We start from the raw sequence: 19969 nt of genomic DNA, 5'->3' as shown, positions 1-19969 counted from the left end.
TAATGGCAACAGTGCCGGTACGAGGAGGATAATCTTTCCAGTACCGGCACTTGAGCCAAATGAACATAAATTGCTGTTTGTTCATCTGGCTTATGGTTAGATGGAATGAAGGAGTAATAGAAAGAAGTATGAGTAAACCAACACTTGGAAATCCACAGAATACAATTGAAATATTGCAAAAGTATCATTTTAATTTTCAGAAGAAATTCGGACAGAATTTCCTGATTGACACGCATGTGCTTGAGAAGATCATCAGTGCGGCCGGAATTACAAAAGATGACATGGTTCTGGAGATTGGACCGGGAATCGGTACCATGACCCAATATCTGGCTGAGGCGGCAGGAAAGGTAGCTGCCGTGGAGATTGATAAGAATCTGATCCCGATTTTGGAAGATACCCTCAGCGAGTATGATAATGTCATGGTGATCAATGATGATGTTCTGAAAGTAGATATCCGTGGTCTTGTGGAGAAGGAGAACGGCGGACGTCCGGTGAAGGTGGTTGCGAATCTTCCATATTACATTACGACTCCGATCATTATGGGGCTGTTCGAAGGAAATGTTCCGGTTGAAAGTATTACGGTCATGGTGCAGAAGGAAGTTGCAGACCGTATGCAGACCGGACCGGGAAACAAGGATTATGGAGCATTATCACTGGCTGTCCAGTACTATGCAGATCCGTATATAGTGGCAAATGTACCTCCGAACTGCTTTATGCCAAGACCGAAGGTTGGTTCCGCAGTCATTCGTCTTACAAGACATGCGGCTCCTCCGGTGAAAGTGGACAATGAGAAGTGGATGTTTGATATTATCCGAGCATCCTTCAACCAGAGAAGAAAGACACTGGCAAATGGATTGTCTAATTCTGACAAGATTGATTTGCCGAAAGATGTGATTACAGAAGCAATCGCAAAGCTTGGCAAAGGAGAAAGTGTTCGCGGTGAATCATTATCGCTGGAAGAATTTGCTGCGCTTAGCAACGACTTGTGGGAAAAGAAAGGGAGATGATTTATGGTAGGAAAGACAGGGAATAAAAGTGTAGACCGTGCATTATTTGAGATTACTCCGGAGATTCAGCATTTTGCAGGATTATGTGAGAAGAATAATGCCATTGATAAAGAGCTGTATACTAAGTACGAAGTAAAAAGAGGGCTCCGTGACCTGAACGGAAAAGGTGTGCTTGCAGGACTGACCAATATTTCCGATGTATGTGCCAAGAAGATTGTGAATGGCGAAGAGGTTCCATGTGCCGGCAATCTTTATTACAGGGGTTACAACATCAAAGATCTGGTTGGCGGTTTCTTGAAAGAAGATCATTTTGGATTCGAAGAGATTGCTTATCTGCTTTTATTTGGTGAACTTCCGAGTAGTTCTGAACTTGAGATGTTTCATGAAACTCTGGTGGAGAGAAGAACGCTTCCGCCGAATTTTGTGCGTGACGTTATCATGAAGGCTCCGAGCGGCGACATGATGAACAGTCTGTCCAGAGAAATCCTGAATCTCTATTCCTACGATGATAAAGCAGACGATACGACCATCTCGAACGTACTGAGACAGTGTCTGAACCTGATCAGCCAGTTTCCGATGCTAATGGTCTATAGTTATCATGCATATAACTTCCGCATGGGAGAAGACCTGTATATTTATGCACCACAGCCGAATCTGTCCACAGCTGAGAACATTCTGATGATGCTCCGTGAGGATAAGAAATATACGAAGCTTGAGGCAAGGATCCTGGATATGGCACTGGTGCTCCACATGGATCACGGTGGTGGTAATAACTCAACATTTACCACTCACGTAGTTACGTCCTCAGGAACAGATACGTACTCTACAATGTCTGCAGCGATGGCATCTCTTAAGGGACCGAAGCATGGCGGTGCCAATATCAAAGTAACGCAGATGTTCGCAGACATGAAGGAAAAAATTTCCGACTGGACGGACGAAGACGAAGTACATCAGTATCTGGAAGACCTTTTGGATAAGAAAGCATTTGACCAGAAAGGGCTGATTTATGGCATGGGTCATGCGATTTATTCTGTATCCGATCCGCGTGCGGAGATTTTCAAGCAATTCGTAGAGCAGCTTGCGAAAGAAAAAGGACGGGAAGAAGAGTACGCACTGTATGCTATGGTAGAGCGCATGGCTCCACAGGTCATCGGCGAAAAGCGTAAAATTTACAAAGGTGTAAATGCAAATGTGGACTTTTACAGTGGTCTTGTGTATAGTATGCTGGATCTTCCGCCATCTCTTTACACTCCGATTTTTGCGGCGGCCCGTATTGTAGGCTGGAGCGCCCACAGACTGGAAGAGCTCAAGAATGTAGATAAGATTATCCGACCGGCTTATAAGCCGTTGTCTCCATACCGTGAGTATATGAAGATGGAAGATCGTTAGTCTCCGGTAAAAAATAAAACCCTGCAGCGGCCCGAAGCTTGCGGGGTTTTACTTTGTTTTTGATAATAAAATTCCGTTTCTTTTACTTAGGATCATACAGCCTGAAGAACTGGTTTGCTACGGCTTAGATAGGCGACAAGGATGTCGAAAAATTCACCGGCCGTTGGACGGACATGTAATGGCCGGAACGAGTAGGACTGAAGCTGATCGTAACCATTTTCCCAACAGACTCTTATAACAGTGCGGATATCACGTTCAACACTTCCGACTGTCGTCTTATACTTTCTGGCAATCTCCGGATAAAGCTGTTTACTGATGGCAAGCAGATATTCCTCGTCTGTCAGACATAATTCAATCCCATAACTTAGATAGCGATACCCCCTATATGTAGCACCTACTCCAAGGGTACGGATTACATAGTCAATGTCGTGAGTGTACATAGAAAACTCCCCCTTTATAAACTAGAAATTATGAAGTCTAAGTAAGTTTTATCTTTTAGTATTTTATCAAAATTTGTTGAAAATAAAGGGTCTTGGATTTCGTTTACATTATTTTAGACATTTTTCGACGTTGTTCTTGAAAATATTCATCATTTCTTAAGAAATCCATTCCTATGTCTTAAATTTTATTTGCTAATCTTGTATAGTAGATATGAGAGGTGAAATGAGATGGCAAAAATATTAGTATGTGATGATGATAAAGAGATTGTAGAGGCAATCGAGATATATCTGACCCAGGATGGACATCAGGTTCTGGAAGCTTACGATGGAATCGAGGCAGTGGAGATCTTGAAAAAAGAAAGTGTAGATCTTCTGATCATGGATATCATGATGCCGAGAATGGATGGAATCAGGGCAACTTTAAAAATTCGCGAGAAGCACAATATTCCGATTATTATTCTGTCTGCGAAATCCGAGGATGCGGACAAGATATTGGGACTTAATATCGGAGCTGATGATTATATAACGAAACCATTTAATCCGCTGGAGCTGGTTGCCCGTGTGAAATCACATTTGCGCAGATATATGCAGCTTGGAAGCACGGCGATAAAGGAGAGCGAGGCAATCTATACAGTCGGCGGACTGGCGATCAACGATGATCTGAAAGAAGTGACAGTAGATGGCGAGCCGGTGAAGCTTACCCCGATCGAGTACAACATTTTGCTGCTGCTTGTAAAGCATCAGGGCAAAGTATTTTCTATTGACCAGATATATGAAAATATCTGGAATGAAAATGCGGTGGGTGTTGATAATACAGTGGCAGTGCATATTCGTCATATCCGTGAGAAGATTGAGATCAACCCGAAAGAACCAAGATATCTGAAAGTCGTGTGGGGCGTAGGGTATAAGATCGAGAAGCAGTAAAAGCAGGTCGGGGTAAGATCAGCAAGAAAAAGCTAACAGAAGGGAGACGTTATGGAAAAGATATGGCATAAGAAAAAAAATACCAGAATTTTGTTGATCATAATTGCAAATGTTATGGCTATTTCGATGATGCTCGGCGTTATGAGCATCATGTCTTACGCAGAACTTTTCGATGACCTTATAACAGGAAAACTTACGCAGAGCTATGAAGATTCCTATGGCTTTGATACAGAGCTTATGAACAGTGCGTATCAAGTGATGTCCGGCATTGACAGTGAGCAGATGTTTGAAACAGATGGAAAGATTGACGAGGATAAGCTGGTCGATATTCAGGTATATAACAATAGTGAGACGATCAGTGATCAGAATGAAAGTGGTCTTTCGTATCGATTGGGAGATTTGTTGAATTGGTATCAAAAATTGATCTACAGTGAGAGTACCAGTTATGTCGGAGATACACTTACAGATTCAGCAGAATTAGAAGGTAACGACGCAGAAGATCTGAAGGCTCCGATCGTTTGTAAATTATCAGATGGAAGCTATCATTACTATAGCCAGGATGATTTTAATGAAAAGGTGTTAAATGGTGAATTAAAATTTTTAATGCCAGATGGAATTGGTGCGGAGACATCGGAGCAGATCTTATATAAGCTGGAAAATGTGGATATATCAGATAGAAATGAAATGACGGAAGAGGAAAAGAATTTTCGGGGAATCGTAGATGCAGAGGGAACTATGCTCTATGTAGATTGCTGGAAATATGATGGAGTGTTATTCCGTGAGGAGGCAGCTCCACTGGAAGCAGAAAATCTCTTGCAGATAGTGAATGAGAATTCCAACTGGAATGGCAGGCTCAATGAAGCTTATAATATGCTGGAAAGCTGTATTTATCAGATTGGAGACCGCTATGCAAATTATGAGAGCCTGACAGAGCAGTATAAAGAAGGAGATAGTAACTTTTTCTATTATTATTTAGATTTAAAGAGTGGAAAAGTTGTCACAAATCGGGAGGAGCTTGGGCAGAAAAATAATATTAATGATGTTGCTAAAAGTGTTCGTAAGATGGGGAAATATGTCATAATAAAATCAAAACTGTCAGAGTTTGAAACGAATATTCTGGAAGCAGATGCAGAACTATGGCAGTCACAGACGGTTTATCTGAGTAATGCAGGTAAAGGAGAGTTTGTGTTTATGACAGGTGTGGATACGAAGTATCCTGTGAAAGATAGTTATTATAAAAATGCACATTTTTATGAAAAGTATAGTCCGTTTGTCCGAGGAGTCAGTGCAGGAATGATTTTGGCGTTTTTAATATTTTTTGCCAGTGTAGTATGGCTTGTTGTAATCGCAGGTCGAACGGAAAGAGATGGAGAACTGCATCTATATAAATTTGATAGATGTAAGACAGAAATCGGAGCTGCAGCAGTTATATTTGCATGGTTCGTACCGTCACTATTGACTGTGCTTTTCATGGGAGCTGCAGGAATTATCTCCCAGAAAACATTTGCAGTAGGAAATGGTATTCTTTCTTACGAAACATTTTTTGGAATGATTGGATTCGGAGGACTTGCAGTCTATACATGTAATATGTTTCTCGTTGGTATTTTGAGTCTGACCAGAAGAATAAAAGCAGGAATTGCATGGAAGAACAGTTTTCTGTACAGTGTCGTAGAGTTTGTGAAATTATTGATTCGAAATGCCAGACACATAGCAAAAATCATTGTTTTATATCTTGCGTATGCAGCAGTACATTGGGTGGCATATCTGGCATCAGGCTGGCCAAGTGCATTTTGGACATTCGTGATTTTCATTGTGCAGACAGCAGGATTTGTAATCCTTGTCAACTGGGCAGTCGGACGACAGAAAATTAAAGAAGGTATTGAGAAAATCAGTGAAGGTGAGCTGGATTACAAGATTGATCTCGAAGATATACATGGAGAACAACGCAAGATTGCAGAACAAGTCAATTCTATCGGAAGCGGACTTGATGCGACAGTCGAGAAGAATATGAAAAGTGAGCGGTTAAAGACAGATCTGATTACAAATGTATCTCACGATATCAAGACACCGCTGACCTCCATTATTAATTATGTAAATCTCTTGAAACAAGAAAAATTTGATGATCCGAAGATTCAAAGATATATTGAAGTTCTGGAAGAAAAATCTCAGAGATTGAAGACTTTGACAGAAGATGTTGTAGAAGCATCGAAAGTCAGCTCGGGGAATATTTCTCTCGAGTTTATGAATATTAATATGATAGAACTCATCCTGCAGACGAGCGGAGAATTTGAAGAAAAATTCCAGGCCAGAAATCTGACACAAATTATGAATCTCTCGGAAGAAGATGCGATTGTTCGGGTAGACGGAAGAAGAATGTGGCGCGTGCTTGCAAATATTTATAATAATGCTGCAAAATATGCTATGGAAGGAACACGCATCTATGCAGATCTGCAGACACTGGACGGAAAAGTAATCTTCAGTCTGAAAAACATATCTGAGCAGCCACTTAACATTTCCTCGGCAGAAGAACTGACTGAACGATTTATCCGCGGCGACCTGTCACGAAGTACCGAAGGAAGCGGACTTGGATTGTCTATTGCGAAGACATTGACCACAATGATGGGCGGAACATTTGATCTGTATCTGGACGGTGATCTATTCAAAGTCGTGATTATATTTGATAAAATAGATTGATAAATTTTTAGTTAGGGACGTAGCATTTCGCCAAAGTACTACGTCCCTAACTTTAATTTGCCTTGTCCCCAATCAACTTTTACCCTGTCCCAAATTGACTTTTTCCCGTACCGCTAGTACAATATTACTACTATGAATGAATTAAAAAATATACTAGAACAAAATTTAAATGACAATTTTATATCGGCGGTTTTGAGTAATCCGAGAGATGAGAAGCTCTCGGCAAAGGTTAAGGTGCGCCCGGTGCTCATGAAAGATACAAGGGTCTATCAGATGGAGACGTTTCGTGGGAATCAGGCATTTCATGAGAATTTAAGTGCGGATGAGGCGTGCGAAAAGATGCTGGAGGCTATGGAGAATATGAAGCAGATGCAGCTTGTGACGGCGGATGCGGAATTTTCTGTGCTTATCAGCAAGAAGGGAAAGGTTACAATTAAGAAGAAGCAGAAGAAAGTAAAGATGCGCCCGCTGGATCTGAATCATAACCGGAAGAAACAATATATCCTGCAAGAAGGTGTACCGGTTCCGTTTTTACAGGATCTTGGTGTTATGACGGAGGAAGGAAAGATTGTGCATGCAAGGTTCGACAAGTTTCGGCAGATCAACCGGTTCCTGGAATTTATCGAGGATATTTTACCACAGCTTGATTCTGGAAGAGAGCTTACAATTCTGGATTTTGGCTGTGGAAAGTCTTATCTTACATTTGCTATGTATTATTATCTTCATGAGCTGAAATCTTATGACATCCGGATCATCGGTCTGGATCTGAAGACGGATGTAATCCGGAAATGTAACGAGCTGGCGAAGAAGTATCAGTATGATAAGCTGACGTTTCTGGAGGGAAATATTGCAGACTATACGGGCGCGGAGGAAGTAGATATGGTTGTGACACTTCATGCCTGTGATACAGCAACGGATTTTGCGCTGGCAAAAGCAATTGGCTGGAATGCGAAGGTTATTTTATCGGTGCCTTGCTGCCAACATGAACTGAACCGGCAGATGAAGAACGATGTGCTTTCGCCGATCATGAATTATGGACTTTTGAAAGAACGTATGGCGGCGCTTGTGACAGATGGATTACGTGCGGAGTATCTAAAGAGGGAGGGATACGACGTGCAGGTTCTGGAATTTATTGACATGGAACATACACCGAAAAATATTCTGCTTCGTGCGGTGAAAACAGGTCGTCGGGCAGACAATGAAGAGAGCATCCGCGCATGCGAGACATTTCTTCGCGTGACACCGATACTGGGGAGACTGCTAGACGAAAAAGGGGAGCTTTAAATGAAATGGAAAAATCGCGTGATCCACGCAGGGGTACTGGTTCTGGTATTTCTTGCTGCGGTGGTCATATTTGGCTATGTGACAAATAAAAAGAACAGTAACATGACGACAGATATGGGGGCAGCAACACGTCCCCAGATTGCGTTTTCTTATAACGGTTATTCGCTCAATGACCTGCCCGGATATAAGAATGAGATGGATTTGACAGGCGTACGTGATTCCATCACACCGGTCAGCAATGGCCAGCTTCAGGTCACCATTAAAGCTTATGAAAATGTGATCGACAGCCTGGACTATACGGTTTATTCGATAGATGGCAAAGAAAAGCTGTTGGAACAAAAGGTGAAGAAGCCAGGAGAGAATGCAACGCTGGAAGTAGGAAATGTAGATGGCGAAAATATTTTGTCTGAGGAGCGTATGCTTCAGATCACGCTGCATATGGACAATCACGACATGTATTATTATACGAGAATCGTGGACGGAGCCAAGTTAAATGCGGCGCCAAGCCTGGATTATGTACAAAGTTTCCATGAAAATGCACTGGCGAAAGCGGAGGGTGTTGGAATTGGAACGGCGATTGAGCCCAGTGATGAAGGAGACAACACGACATTACAGCATGTGACGATCCACTCAGATTACACGCATGTAACATGGGGAGATCTGGCCCCGAAGGTTGATGGAAGTGAGCGTTGGACGATGAAAGAGTTGAACAGCGCATATATGGCAGTGGAGCTGGAATATCGTGTGAACTGTACTGGTGAGGAAAATGAGCAAGACGAATACCAGGTACGGGAATATTTCCGTGTGCGTTACATTTCCGGAAGCCAGAAGACATATCTGTTAGATTATGACCGGACGATGGACCAGATACTTGATGCAACGAAGAAGGTGTTGAATGAAAAAGGTGTACTTCTTGGCATCACAGACAAGAATCCGGTCTACATGGTAAATAAAAACGGAACCGTTGTGTCATTTGTGCAGGCGGGAGAACTATGGAATTATAATCGTGACCGAGATGAAGTTTCTCTTGTGTTCAGCTTTGCAGATGCGGAGAATACGGATACCCGGAATATGCTGATGCAGCATGATATTAAGATTTTAAATGTAGACGAAAAGGGAAATACAACATTTGCCGTATGCGGATACATGAACCGGGGCAGCCATGAAGGTGAGACTGGATCGGCAGTCTACTATTATAATATTGAACAGAATTCTGTTGAGGAAAAATTATTCGTATCCAGTGACAAGGCTTATGACCGTGCCCAGGAAGAAGTGGGCGGATTGGTCTACTATAATGTAGAAAATGGCTGTCTGTATACGATTGCAGATGACGTACTCTACAAAATGGATATGAATAAAAGTACGAAAAAGGAGCTTGCGACAGGACTGAATGAAGATCAGTATGTTGCAAGCGAAGATGGACATCTGGTAGCTTATGAGAAAGAAAATCCTTCGAAGTCCAAGTCTGTGACAGTTATGAATCTGGAGACTGATCAAGAATATGAAGTGACTTGCAAAGATGGCGAGTGTATCAAACCACTTGGCTTCATGGATGGTGATTTTGTCTACGGTGTTGCAAAAACGGAAGAAGTCGGAACAACACTGTCAGGAGCCCAGGTCATTCCGATGTATAAAGTGGAGATTACAAGTAGTAAAGATAAGGTGATCAAAACTTATGAACAGTCAGGAATCTATGTGTTAAGTGCTGCATTTGAGGATAATATGATCACCCTTGACCGTGCAGTAAAAGACGGCGATACTTACACCGGAACAGCACAGGATTATATTACAAGCAGCGAAGAGGCGAAAGAAAGCAATATTTATGTGCAGACATATAAAACAGATCTGAAAGAGACACAGGTTCGCCTGACGTATGATGATGGCATTTCTGACAAGGAGCCGAAGCTATTAAAACCGAAACAGGTGGTACTTGAAAATATTCCACAGGTCAGTCTGGACCGCAAAAAAGAAACAGACGCATTTTATGTGTATGGTCATGGAAGACTTCAGGGAACTTATAATACTGCAGGAAAAGCGATTCAGAAAGCCAATGACTGTGGCGGAGTCGTGGTTGATGCTGATCAGAATTACATCTGGGAGCGTGGAAACCGCGATCTGAAATATTCGATTGACACGGAAGATGCAGATACAGAACAGCTCAGACAGGCACTCGCAGGTGGAAAATCTGCGGTCGATGCAATTACAGAAGTTTATGGAAGCGTGATGGATTTAAGTGGCTGTACGATAGACGAACTGCTTTACAATGTTAATCAGGGACGACCGTTAATTGCCGTCTTAGATGCGCAAACAACGCTGATGATTGTTGGTTATAGTGACGGAATAGTCAGCTGTGAAGATATCGGAAGCGGTGCACGCAGCAATCATGCACAAAGTGACTTTGCAAATGTCAGTGTATATCTGGCAGCAAAATAGAAGTGAAATATTTGCTTTGGCATTACGAAGAGCCAGAACCGGCAACTGTCGGTTCTGGCTCTTCTCGATTACAGATTCATATTGCTCTCGTGCAATAATCAGGATGACAGATAAAAAAGTTCAAATTAAGGAGAGCAATTATGAAGAAAAAAACGGTGAAAAAAGTAACTACAGTTATTGCAGCTTCTGCAGTCGCAGCATCAACAATGATTACTCCGGTTATAGCAGCCGGACAGTCAGCAGCAGATGATGAAGACGGGAAACAACAAAATCAGCAACAAAATAAAGGAAAAGCCGCAGCATCGAATATAAAGGAGGCTAAAATTCAGTTAGAAGCTGCGAGGTGCGCGTCATGCAATTGCATGACATACTTCTACTGCGCACCTCTGCAAGTCTACACTCCGTTTCGGTCGGCGCAAAACCATTGTCCACCGGACAATGTGCGCCCTGCCGGAGGCTATATCAGCTGGGAGTCATCTCCCAGCTGATATATAGTTCAATAAAAGTGTCAGAGATTGATATTTTACTGTGCAAATAATGTCTTTGCGTATTTTTTAAGTGCAAAGTAAAGAACCATTCCGAGTACTGCACAGGAAATAATCTCTCCGATACCAACTGTGCACATCATAAATGGAATTGGAAGTGCAACTCCGTATCCGTAACGCAGAACGAACGGAACGATCAGGATATTTGCAATAATCGGTGGAACCGGGGCAAGGTAAGGACTCTTCTCACGAAGCTTCCATGTAAAGAATGCTCCAATTAATGTTGCGATACTTCCAAAGATAATGTCAGGGAGTATTGCGCCTCCGAGGATATTACCTATCAGGCAGCCGATAAATAATCCTGGAATTGCTGCTGGTGTGAATACCGGAAGAATGGTCAGGGCCTCTGAAATACGAACCTGTACCTCTCCGAATGAAAATGGTGCGAATACATAAGTGAGCACCACATAGATAGCTGCAATCATAGCAGCCTGTGTCATGAAACTGATGTTTTTGTTCTTCATTTTAAAATCTCCTTTAGTTTTGTTTTACGTGTGGAAGGTCACGAACACACGATTCATTTTCGCGTAGCAATGAGTCAGGCGGGCATGCTTGCATGGACATCTGACGAATGCTGCGGAGGCATATATGTTGATATATGACCTACGCCGGAAATCGGCGAAACCCTTGTAAGACCTTGGTTTTTCGGGTTTTACATCGGGTGATAGTATAGCATGGAAGTTCTGAAAAATCAAGGGAAGAAACAAAAAAGTATAAAATGGGAAAAGAGACTCAATTGCAAAAATTTGTAAAAAAAATGAAAAAAAGTGCTTGCATTTTCAGAAAGGCTATTATATAATAACACTTGTCGTTAAGAGATGCGACAGAAAAATAAGAGATGCGCGATTAGCTCAGTTGGTAGAGCACCTGACTCTTAATCAGGGTGTCCAGGGTTCGAACCCCTGATCGCGCACTACAAAATCACTGTTTTTAGAGGCTTAGAGCTCTGGGGACGGTGATTTTTTTGTGCCTGAAAATAGGGACTTTATAGGGGGATAAAACGGAAATCACCAGGGAAAGCAAGGGTGAAGTGCCTTTGTCGCAGATTCTGTCGCGAGCTCGTCGCGAGAAAATAAACAGTCCAGGAAAGATGCAGATTCTTGATCCGTTAAGATTTGCCAGAATGTTGGATTCGATGATTTGTCATTGATAATCGTTGTATTATTCGCTACAATTATTATATCAGCTGGGAGATGACTACCACCTCTATAGGTGGTGAGAAACAAGCTGGTATCAGTGGCGGGAGTCAATCCCCCAGCTGATATAGCCTCCGGCAGGGCGCACATTGTCCGGTGGACAATGGTTTTGCGCCGACCGAAACGGAGTGTAGACTTGCAGAGGTGCGCAGTAGAAGTATGTTATGCAATTGCATGATGCGCACCTCGCAGCAAGAATGCCGAGGCATTCTTGAAATAAAATAATAGGATGATATTATCCGTGATGGTGCAAATGTTTTGCAGATTGGAGACCAGGTATGAGTAGAAAAAAGAATAGAAAAAAGAATTTTGTTAAGCAAATAGCAGTTGTAAACAAAACCCCTGTGAAACAGGAGGAACAGATGGTGCAACTGGATTTAGGACCGCGAAGAAGTGTTGCATTCATCGGTTCGGAATGCTATCCATTTGTTAAGACTGGCGGACTGGGAGATGTTATGTCTGCGCTTCCAAAGACTCTGGCGAAGTTAAATCTGGATGTTAAGGTAATTCTTCCAAGATATAAATGTATTCCTCAGAAGTTTCAGGAAAAGATGGAGTACAGAGGTTCTTTTTATATGGATCTTTGTTCTGACGGGAAACAGTATTATGTAGGAATCATGGAATATCAGAAAGATGGAGTTGTCTATGATTTTATCGACAATGACGAGTTCTTTTCCTGGGGCAATCCGTATACGAACCTCATAGATGATATTCCGAAGTTCTGTTATTTTGCGAAGGCATCTCTTGCTGCACTCAATTATCTGGACTGGACACCTGACATCGTACATTGTCATGACTGGCAGGCCGCTTTAGTACCGCTTTATTTAAGAACCTGTTTTCAGAATACGAATGTTGGACGGGCAAGTGCAGTACTTACGATACATAATCTGAGATTCCAGGGAATATATGACAGAAAAATGATTCAATACTGGTCAGGTCTTCCGGATTATGTATTCAATAAAGACTGCATGATTCAGAACTGGCTGGATGCCAACATGTTAAAGGGCGGTATCGCTTACTGTAATAAAATTACGACAGTTAGCAATACTTATGCGGGCGAGATTCAGACGGAAGAGTACGGTGAAGGTCTTGCGGAACATTTGAGATATCATAATAATAAAATCAGAGGAATTGTGAATGGAATTGATACAGATAACTGGAATCCTGCAACAGATAAACTGTTAACAGCTAATTATGATGCCGAGTCAGCAGTAGTAAATAAAAAGATAAACAAGAAAGCACTCCAGGAATCTTTGGGATTAGAAGTGGATGACCATAAGATGGTGATCGGACTTATTTCACGTCTTACCAACCAAAAAGGCCTTGATCTTGTAAATGCTGTAATTCCGGGGATTATGGATGGGAATACACAGGTGGTGGTTCTTGGTACCGGTGATGCCTGGTATGAAAATACATTCCGTTATTATGAATATAAATATAAAGGCAGCTTCTGTGCATACATTGATTATAATGAAAATGTCGCCCACGGCATTTATTCGGGCTGTGATGCAATCCTGGTTCCGTCAAGATTTGAACCATGCGGGCTTACACAGCTGATAGCTATGAGATATGGTACGATTCCGATTGTCAGAGAAACAGGAGGACTTAAGGATACCGTTTCCCCTTATAATATGTACGACAATACAGGGAATGGTTTTACATTTGACCGGTATGAAAGCGGACTTCTTTACGATGCCATTAACAGGGCAAAGACGCTCTATTTTGAGAGCAGAAAGTATTGGGATGATATGGTGATCCGGGATATGAACAAAGATGTTTCCTGGGAAAAGAGTGCAAAACAATACAAAGATTTGTATGTAGAGCTGACACCGAGAAACTAAAAAAATATATGTAATAAAAATTATAAGGGTGTGTTGTTCTTAAGTGGAACGCACACCCTTGTAAAAGGTGAGAAATAAAAGGACATTTGTCCTAAATAAAAAGAAATATTGGTGCTAGAATATAGAGGTAGATGAGCTTTGTCAGAAAGTAGGAATGGTGTTCCAGAATCCGAATGATCAGATTTTCAAAAATACAGTTTTGGATGAAGTGATGTTTGGTCCGCTTCAGATTGGAATGAGCAAAAAGCAGGCGAAAGAAGTTGCATTAAAAGCACTGGATATGGTAGGCTTGAAGGGAGCGGAGAAGATCAATCCTTATGAGCTTGGATATAGGGATGCATTATTGAGTCCCGAAGAGTTTGTTGCTTATAAGAAAGCGAATGCATAATACGAAAGGCAGGGGTTATTATGAGAGCATTTTGGATCGTACTGGACAGTGCAGGAATAGGAAATGCGCCGGATGCAGAAGCATTTGGTGATGAGGGAAGCAATACATGGAAGACTTGTTATGATTCCGGAAAACTGCATATTCCGAATATGGAAAAATTGGGGATTTATAACATCGACGAGATGAATTATGGGGATAAGGCTTTAAGTCCAATTGGATGTTACGGAAGACTTCATGAAAAATCTATGGGAAAAGATACGACCATCGGGCATTGGGAGATGGCAGGTATGATATCTCCGAAACCATTTCCGGTATATCCGGACGGATTCCCGAAGGATGTGCTGGATGAATTCCGAAAGCAGACAGGACGGGAAGTGCTGTGTAATAAACCATATTCCGGAACAGAAGTTATCAAGGATTATGGGCGTGAGCATATGGAAACAGGTGCGTTGATCGTATATACATCCGCTGACAGTGTGTTCCAGATTGCAGCTCATGAAGATGTTGTGCCGGTAGAAACTCTGTATGAATATTGCAAAATAGCAAGAAAAATTTTGATGGGCGCTCATGCAGTAGCAAGAGTCATTGCAAGACCATTTGTAGGACAATATCCGAACTTCGAAAGAACAGACCGTAGACATGACTTTTCGCTTGTGCCGCCCAAACAGACGGTGCTGGATGATTTGAAAGATGCCGGAAAAGATGTCATCGGTGTTGGCAAGATATATGATATATTTGCCGGAAAAGGAATTACAGAGACAACTGCGAACCATGGAAATAAAAAGAACATGGAGAAAGTATTTGAGTTGCAAAAGAAAGATTTTAATGGACTGTGCTACATTAATCTGGTTGATTTTGATATGATATATGGCCATCGAAGAGATATTTTAGGATATACAACTGCATTAAATGAATTTGACAAGGATCTTGAAATATTTCTTGCTAATATGCGCGGCGATGATGTGTTATTTATCACAGCTGATCATGGCTGTGATCCGGGATATAAAGGAACTGATCATACGCGTGAGTCTGTACCGCTTCTTGGTTACAGTAAATGCTGGAAACAGGGCGTGAATATCGGAACAAGAGATACTTATGCTGATATAGCGGCCACCCTTGCACAGATATTTGAAATCGAGTATCATGGTGATGGTACGGGATTTCTTGAAATGCTAAAATAAAGACTGAAAATGAATAGTAATTAAAGTAATGAATGGGGCAGAAAGCACTGATCGGGACGATTTGGAAAGGTGTGGAGGCAATGGTACTGAATGATGGAAGAATGACCAACGAGGATGCTTTCTGGAAATGTTTTGAGGAAATATCCGGGCTTTCCAGAGCAGAGGTAGAGCAGGAGACGTTGGATTTTTATGCAAATGAATTTAATGAGGCAATTGCATCTACAAAACCGAATCCGCGCGCAGACCAGGTGGTTAAACTGTTGAAAGAACATGGTGTGAAAGTGTACCTTGCGACCAATCCGATCTTCCCGCGTGTGGGAACTATGAACCGTATCCGCTGGGCAGGAATCGATGCAGAAGACTTTGAAGTTATTACGACCTATGAAACATATCATTACTGCAAGCCGAATCCGAAATATTTTCAGGAAGTTATGGAGGAGTTTGGACTTAATCCAAAAGAATGCCTCATGGTAGGAAATGATGTGCAGGAAGACCTGACGATCCGCTCCCTTGGCGTAAAGACATATTTATTAACAGATACACTGGAAAATAAAAAGAACATTCCATTAGAAGAAGCTGAGACAGAGTACAAAGGGACTATGGAAGAATTATATGAATGGTTTCAGTCATATTTTGTTCACAATTAGTTTTCATTTTAAACATAGTTTCATCACACTTTGTGTCTATACTATTAATTGTTCGAAAGAACAAAACAATTTTCTTTTTCATAACTTTTTCCTCAGGGCTGCAACCTCCCAAACATGCAGTCCTATTTTATTGTTTGAAATTAATTTCATGATATAAAAGCCCAACCGGGTAGACTTCAAGATGCCCGGTTGGGCTTTTATTTACATATTAAGAAATTTTACATATTACACCATTCTATCATGCTCTGTGAAAAATTCCGTTGTAGTCGGGTAGGTATAACTCTTACCAATTTCCTTGAGCAGCACGACATTTAATTTTCCACCCAGGTTTTTCTTGTCTAGGGCAATGGCTCCGATCAGGTCGTGGAGCATAAGGTCACACTTGTGTGGAAGTCCATAGATATCCAGGACTTTGCGTATATGTTCCGCCTCGCCGGATTTCGTCAGTCCCATTTCCTCTGCAATCTTTGTAATCTGATACATTCCGATGGCAACTGCTTCACCGTGGCTTTCACGTGTGTAGTGGTAATGCTGTTCGATTGTGTGTGCCAGAGTGTGACCAAAGTTCAGGAGCATGCGCTCGCCGGTGTCGAACTGATCGTGCTCAACAACGATTCGCTTGATATCTACACAGCGATAGATAACTTCGGTCAGATCTTTCTTCAAATCTTCAAATGAGGTGTGTGCCTCCAGATTTTTGAATAAATCAGCATCCCAGATGCAGCCGTATTTGATGACCTCGCCCATACCGTCGTTGATGTAACGCTCTGGCAGTGTATTTAACACAAGTGGGTCGATGAGCACAAGAGCCGGCTGATAAAAAGCACCGACCAGGTTCTTGCCTTCCGGCAGATCTACGGCGACTTTTCCACCGACGGAAGAATCGACTTGTGCCAGAAGTGAGGTCGGAATCTGGATAAACTTGATCCCGCGAAGGAAGCTTGCGGCTGCAAATCCTGCCAGATCTCCGATGACACCGCCTCCGAGGGCAATGATCAGATCACTTCGTGAAAAACGGGCTTCCAAAAGTGCGGAATAAATTTTCGGAAGACTTTGAAAACTCTTGGTTGGCTCACCGTGTGGGAGAATAAGAGAATGAACCTCATATTTATCTTCCAGTGTTTTTACAATAGTATCTCCGTACAGAGGAAATACGTTGTCGTCTGAGATGATCATGATTTTTTCCCCGGAGTAAACTTTTTTGATATAGCTTCCGGTATCTTTCAAAATATTATTTTCAATATAAATGGAGTAGCTGTGTGCTCCGAGGTCTACATATAATTCCATGCTGATAATCCTCTTCTTTCTTTTACACCTGTGAAAACGTCAAGACCCGCGAACAGGTCTTGAATAGTTAAAATGTTTTTCCGACTACTTTTGCAATCTCAGCAACCTGTTTCAGCAGTGCATCATATTTCGCAGGTTTCAGAGACTGGGAACCGTCGCACAGTGCCATCTCAGGATTGTTATGAACCTCGATCATCAGACCGTTTGCTCCTGCAGCAACAGCAGCCTTAGCCATTGGTTCAACCAGCCACCATTTTCCGCCGGCATGGCTTGGATCAATGATGATCGGAAGATGTGAAAGCTTCTGGATAACCGGGATACTCTGGAGATCCAGTGTATTTCTTGTATAGGATTCAAATGTACGGACACCGCGCTCACATAAAATGACATTTTCATTACCGGATGCCATAATGTATTCTGCAGACATCAGCCACTCTTCGTAGGTAGCGTTCAGACCACGTTTCAGAAGAATCGGGCGGTCTACCTGTCCTAACTGTTTCAACAGATCGAAGTTCTGCATGTTTCTTGCACCAATCTGTATCAGGTCAACTTTTTCGTTGAATACATCCAGATATTCGGCGGACATCAATTCTGTAACGATTGGCAGTCCTGTTGCAGCTTTTGCTTCACAGAGGATATCCAGACCTTCAAGACCGAGTCCCTGGAATGAATATGGACTTGTACGAGGTTTGAAAGCACCACCGCGGAGCATGTTGGCTCCGGAAGCTTTCGCAGCTTTTGCAATCTCAAGAACCTGGTCTACAGACTCTACAGAACAAGGTCCGGCGATCAGCGCCAGATTATCTCCTCCAATCTTGACTCCGGACACATCGATGATGGAGTTGTCCGGGTGGAAAGCGCGGCTTGCTAATTTGTAAGGCTCCTGCACATGCATAACCTTTGTGACAGCAGGATCAACTTCGAAGAGTTTTGGGTCGATACGTGATGTGTCACCGATACAGCCGATGATCGTCATCTCTGCTCCTTCAATTACGTGAGTGTCCAGACCTCTTGCTTTGACCATATTTTCAACACGTTCAATATCTTCCTTTGGGGAAAGTGGTTTTAATACAATAATCATAATAGTAACTCCTTCTATACTTTTATATATGTAACTTCTATAATATTCGCACTGTAAAATTTTAGTTGTTTAAAGTGTGAAACTAATACATATAGTACCCCGTTAGAATAGCATTTGTCAATGGGTTTTATGAAAATATCTCTCATTATGTTCCAGTTTAATTAAGTTGACTTGATACAGGGCATTTGCTAAAATGAAAGAGGAAAAATAAGGGTTTATCTAGCAACAAAAAAGTTTACAAAGACAGAAAATTCTCAAGGGAGAGTAAGGGAAATTTAATAAGGAGGAAATGCGATGTTAGAGTTAACATTTGGGGAACAGGTCAAAATCGTTCTGAACCGTAAAGATATGACGATCAAGCAGCTAGCGGAGATGATTGAAGAACGAACAGGAAAGAAAATGTCCAGACAGAATCTGACGCAGAGACTGGCCAGAGATAATTTTCAGGAACAGGACATGCGTTTAATTGCATCTATATTAGAGTGCCCATTTCATCTGAGTATACTGGAAGAGAATGCGGATAGTGAATATACAACCCGTGAAAATATCAAAATCGATAAGCGATCTGAAAATAATATTATTATAGATGAAGAACCACAACAGCTGACACTGAATCTGGAGTATGATGAACCAGAGCAGGTACAGGAAGAACAGCCGGTAAAAGCAAGGGAATTTGGCATATCTGGAGCAGAACGTGATATTACAATTGGAGAACTGGTAGATATCCATAAAGATTTAGATCAGATGGAAGAAACATCAGAATATGCAGACCAGACAGAATATGAAGAACCGGCAGAATATGAAGAACCGGCAGAATATGAAGAGCCGGCAGAATATGAAGAACCGGCAGAATATGAAGAAGAGCCGCAGTCTTCGGAAGTTCCTGAGTACAACAAGCAGGAGGATGTGAAGGATATTCTGGAAGAAATGGCTGCGATAGAGGCTGAAGAGAAGAAGGCAAGAGAAGACAGAGAAGAAAGAGAAAGAGAGCGAGAAAAGGAACAGGAAAAAGAGCAGGAGAAGCCACGTGGCTGGAGGGCTTATTTCCCGCGCCGTAAGAAAAAGCAAGCAGAGGCGGTTCATGAGGACAAGCAGGAAGCTGCCACAGAACAGTTGGAGGCAGAATCTGCGATGAATCAGGCGCAGCCGGAAGACAAGACAGAAGAGGCTGTATCAGAAGAACCGTATCAGGAGTCAGAAGAATATCAGGAGCCGAAAGAATATCAAGAAGCTGAAGAGCATCAGGAGCTGGAAGAATATCAGGAAGCTGAAGAGTATCAGGAGTCAGAACCGTATCAGGAAGAGGAGCAGGCATACGAAGAATATGTTGAGGAAAATCAACAGGATATGGAAGAAGAGTTTGCTGATACCGCACAGGATTGGGAAGCTCCGGAAGAAGAAAATGTGGGTGATATCAACCCATATACGGGCATGGAATATGAATCCAACAGTGTGAGAATGCATCCAAAGAGAATCGGTTATGTCCAGGTCTATGACAGAAGTGATCATCAGTGGACCGACATGACAGAGTGGGCATTCCTTGGATATCAGGAGCGCAAGAAAGCGCTTCTCGGCAAGGATTACGAGCCTCCGATTTATCTGGATTAAGTAATAGTAGATCATTTGTGAGGA

16 protein-coding genes and 1 tRNA gene are annotated in these 19969 nt (G+C 42.1%); 13 read left to right on the top strand and 4 right to left on the bottom strand.

Translation table 11 applies throughout. The features are described from left to right. Positions 1-128 precede the first annotated feature (128 nt). The gene (gene rsmA, locus G593_RS0105130) at positions 129-1007 is read left to right on the top strand and encodes a 16S rRNA (adenine(1518)-N(6)/adenine(1519)-N(6))-dimethyltransferase RsmA (protein WP_005331837.1); all 879 of its coding nucleotides are present in this window, start codon (positions 129-131) and stop codon (positions 1005-1007) included. A 3-nt stretch (positions 1008-1010) separates the two neighbouring features. Beyond that, complete coding sequence (locus tag G593_RS0105125) at positions 1011-2396, top strand: citrate/2-methylcitrate synthase (RefSeq protein ID WP_005338162.1); 1386 nt, start codon at positions 1011-1013, stop codon at positions 2394-2396. A gap of 92 nt (positions 2397-2488) precedes the next feature. On the opposite strand, the gene G593_RS0105120 is transcribed toward G593_RS0105125, so the two are convergent. Next, positions 2489-2836 carry a sporulation initiation factor Spo0A C-terminal domain-containing protein gene (locus tag G593_RS0105120; RefSeq protein ID WP_005338160.1) on the bottom strand — a complete coding sequence of 116 codons (348 nt, stop codon included), beginning with the start codon at positions 2834-2836 and terminating at the stop codon, positions 2489-2491. 228 nt (positions 2837-3064) lie between these two features. On the opposite strand from G593_RS0105120, the gene G593_RS0105115 reads away from it, so the two are divergent. From G593_RS0105115 to G593_RS0105095, 5 genes are all read left to right on the top strand, one after another. Beyond that, positions 3065-3760 carry a response regulator transcription factor gene (locus tag G593_RS0105115; RefSeq protein ID WP_005331843.1) on the top strand — a complete coding sequence of 232 codons (696 nt, stop codon included), beginning with the start codon at positions 3065-3067 and terminating at the stop codon, positions 3758-3760. Positions 3761-3811: 51 nt separating this feature from the next. After that, positions 3812-6454: a sensor histidine kinase gene (locus G593_RS0105110; RefSeq protein ID WP_029730989.1), complete on the top strand. Its 2643-nt coding sequence runs from the start codon at positions 3812-3814 to the stop codon at positions 6452-6454. A 132-nt stretch (positions 6455-6586) separates the two neighbouring features. Continuing rightward, positions 6587-7738, top strand: coding sequence for a class I SAM-dependent methyltransferase (locus tag G593_RS0105105; protein WP_029730988.1), 1152 nt, complete (start codon positions 6587-6589; stop codon positions 7736-7738). Further along, positions 7739-10171, top strand: a complete 2433-nt coding sequence (locus G593_RS0105100) for a hypothetical protein (protein ID WP_029730986.1) — start codon at positions 7739-7741, stop codon at positions 10169-10171. A gap of 140 nt (positions 10172-10311) precedes the next feature. After that, on the top strand, positions 10312-10659 hold the full coding sequence (locus G593_RS0105095; RefSeq protein ID WP_029730985.1) for a hypothetical protein: 348 nt from the start codon (positions 10312-10314) through the stop codon (positions 10657-10659). Positions 10660-10694: 35 nt separating this feature from the next. On the opposite strand, the gene G593_RS0105090 is transcribed toward G593_RS0105095, so the two are convergent. After that, positions 10695-11180: a QueT transporter family protein gene (locus G593_RS0105090; protein ID WP_005331853.1), complete on the bottom strand. Its 486-nt coding sequence runs from the start codon at positions 11178-11180 to the stop codon at positions 10695-10697. Positions 11181-11556: 376 nt separating this feature from the next. Here G593_RS0105090 and G593_RS0105085 point away from each other — a divergent pair. The 5 genes from G593_RS0105085 to G593_RS0105065 all read left to right on the top strand — a co-directional run bounded on the left by G593_RS0105085 (position 11557) and on the right by G593_RS0105065 (position 15969). Further along, positions 11557-11629, top strand: a tRNA-Lys gene (locus G593_RS0105085). 561 nt (positions 11630-12190) lie between these two features. Further along, on the top strand, positions 12191-13753 hold the full coding sequence (locus tag G593_RS0105080) for a glycogen synthase (RefSeq protein ID WP_005338150.1): 1563 nt from the start codon (positions 12191-12193) through the stop codon (positions 13751-13753). 154 nt (positions 13754-13907) lie between these two features. Then, a complete protein-coding gene (locus tag G593_RS0105075) occupies positions 13908-14141 on the top strand; it encodes a hypothetical protein (RefSeq protein WP_029730984.1) in 234 nt (77 codons plus the stop codon). 20 nt (positions 14142-14161) lie between these two features. Continuing rightward, the gene (locus G593_RS0105070) at positions 14162-15322 is read left to right on the top strand and encodes a phosphopentomutase (protein WP_029730983.1); all 1161 of its coding nucleotides are present in this window, start codon (positions 14162-14164) and stop codon (positions 15320-15322) included. A gap of 32 nt (positions 15323-15354) precedes the next feature. Then, positions 15355-15969, top strand: coding sequence for an HAD family hydrolase (locus G593_RS0105065; RefSeq protein WP_005338143.1), 615 nt, complete (start codon positions 15355-15357; stop codon positions 15967-15969). Positions 15970-16194: 225 nt separating this feature from the next. Here G593_RS0105065 and aroB read toward each other — a convergent pair whose 3' ends face one another. Beyond that, the gene (aroB, locus tag G593_RS0105060; RefSeq protein ID WP_029730981.1) at positions 16195-17256 is read right to left on the bottom strand and encodes a 3-dehydroquinate synthase; all 1062 of its coding nucleotides are present in this window, start codon (positions 17254-17256) and stop codon (positions 16195-16197) included. Between the two features lie 67 nt (positions 17257-17323). Next, positions 17324-18337, bottom strand: coding sequence for a 3-deoxy-7-phosphoheptulonate synthase (gene aroF, locus G593_RS0105055; protein WP_005338141.1), 1014 nt, complete (start codon positions 18335-18337; stop codon positions 17324-17326). 294 nt (positions 18338-18631) lie between these two features. Between aroF and G593_RS0105050 the strand changes: the two genes are divergently transcribed. Next, a complete protein-coding gene (locus tag G593_RS0105050; RefSeq protein WP_029730980.1) occupies positions 18632-19945 on the top strand; it encodes a hypothetical protein in 1314 nt (437 codons plus the stop codon). Positions 19946-19969 lie beyond the last annotated feature (24 nt).

It is taken from the genome of Dorea sp. AGR2135 (assembly GCF_000420885.1).
In the GTDB taxonomy this organism is placed as follows: domain Bacteria; phylum Bacillota; class Clostridia; order Lachnospirales; family Lachnospiraceae; genus Dorea; species Dorea formicigenerans.
The sequence above is the reverse complement of the archived record's forward strand: the minus strand, read 5'-3'. Positions and strand labels throughout refer to the sequence as shown.

Coding starts and splice junctions, on each gene's coding strand:
- G593_RS0105075 (WP_029730984.1), top strand. CDS start 13,908: ATGGTGTTCCAGAATCCGAATGATCAGATTTTCAAAAATACAGTTTTG.
- G593_RS0105095 (WP_029730985.1), top strand. CDS start 10,312: ATGAAGAAAAAAACGGTGAAAAAAGTAACTACAGTTATTGCAGCTTCT.
- aroF (WP_005338141.1), bottom strand. CDS start 18,337: ATGATTATTGTATTAAAACCACTTTCCCCAAAGGAAGATATTGAACGT.
- aroB (WP_029730981.1), bottom strand. CDS start 17,256: ATGGAATTATATGTAGACCTCGGAGCACACAGCTACTCCATTTATATT.
- G593_RS0105125 (WP_005338162.1), top strand. CDS start 1,011: ATGGTAGGAAAGACAGGGAATAAAAGTGTAGACCGTGCATTATTTGAG.
- G593_RS0105115 (WP_005331843.1), top strand. CDS start 3,065: ATGGCAAAAATATTAGTATGTGATGATGATAAAGAGATTGTAGAGGCA.
- G593_RS0105070 (WP_029730983.1), top strand. CDS start 14,162: ATGAGAGCATTTTGGATCGTACTGGACAGTGCAGGAATAGGAAATGCG.
- G593_RS0105105 (WP_029730988.1), top strand. CDS start 6,587: ATGAATGAATTAAAAAATATACTAGAACAAAATTTAAATGACAATTTT.
- G593_RS0105120 (WP_005338160.1), bottom strand. CDS start 2,836: ATGTACACTCACGACATTGACTATGTAATCCGTACCCTTGGAGTAGGT.
- G593_RS0105050 (WP_029730980.1), top strand. CDS start 18,632: ATGTTAGAGTTAACATTTGGGGAACAGGTCAAAATCGTTCTGAACCGT.
- G593_RS0105065 (WP_005338143.1), top strand. CDS start 15,355: ATGGGGCAGAAAGCACTGATCGGGACGATTTGGAAAGGTGTGGAGGCA.
- G593_RS0105110 (WP_029730989.1), top strand. CDS start 3,812: ATGGAAAAGATATGGCATAAGAAAAAAAATACCAGAATTTTGTTGATC.
- rsmA (WP_005331837.1), top strand. CDS start 129: ATGAGTAAACCAACACTTGGAAATCCACAGAATACAATTGAAATATTG.
- G593_RS0105100 (WP_029730986.1), top strand. CDS start 7,739: ATGAAATGGAAAAATCGCGTGATCCACGCAGGGGTACTGGTTCTGGTA.
- G593_RS0105090 (WP_005331853.1), bottom strand. CDS start 11,180: ATGAAGAACAAAAACATCAGTTTCATGACACAGGCTGCTATGATTGCA.
- G593_RS0105080 (WP_005338150.1), top strand. CDS start 12,191: ATGAGTAGAAAAAAGAATAGAAAAAAGAATTTTGTTAAGCAAATAGCA.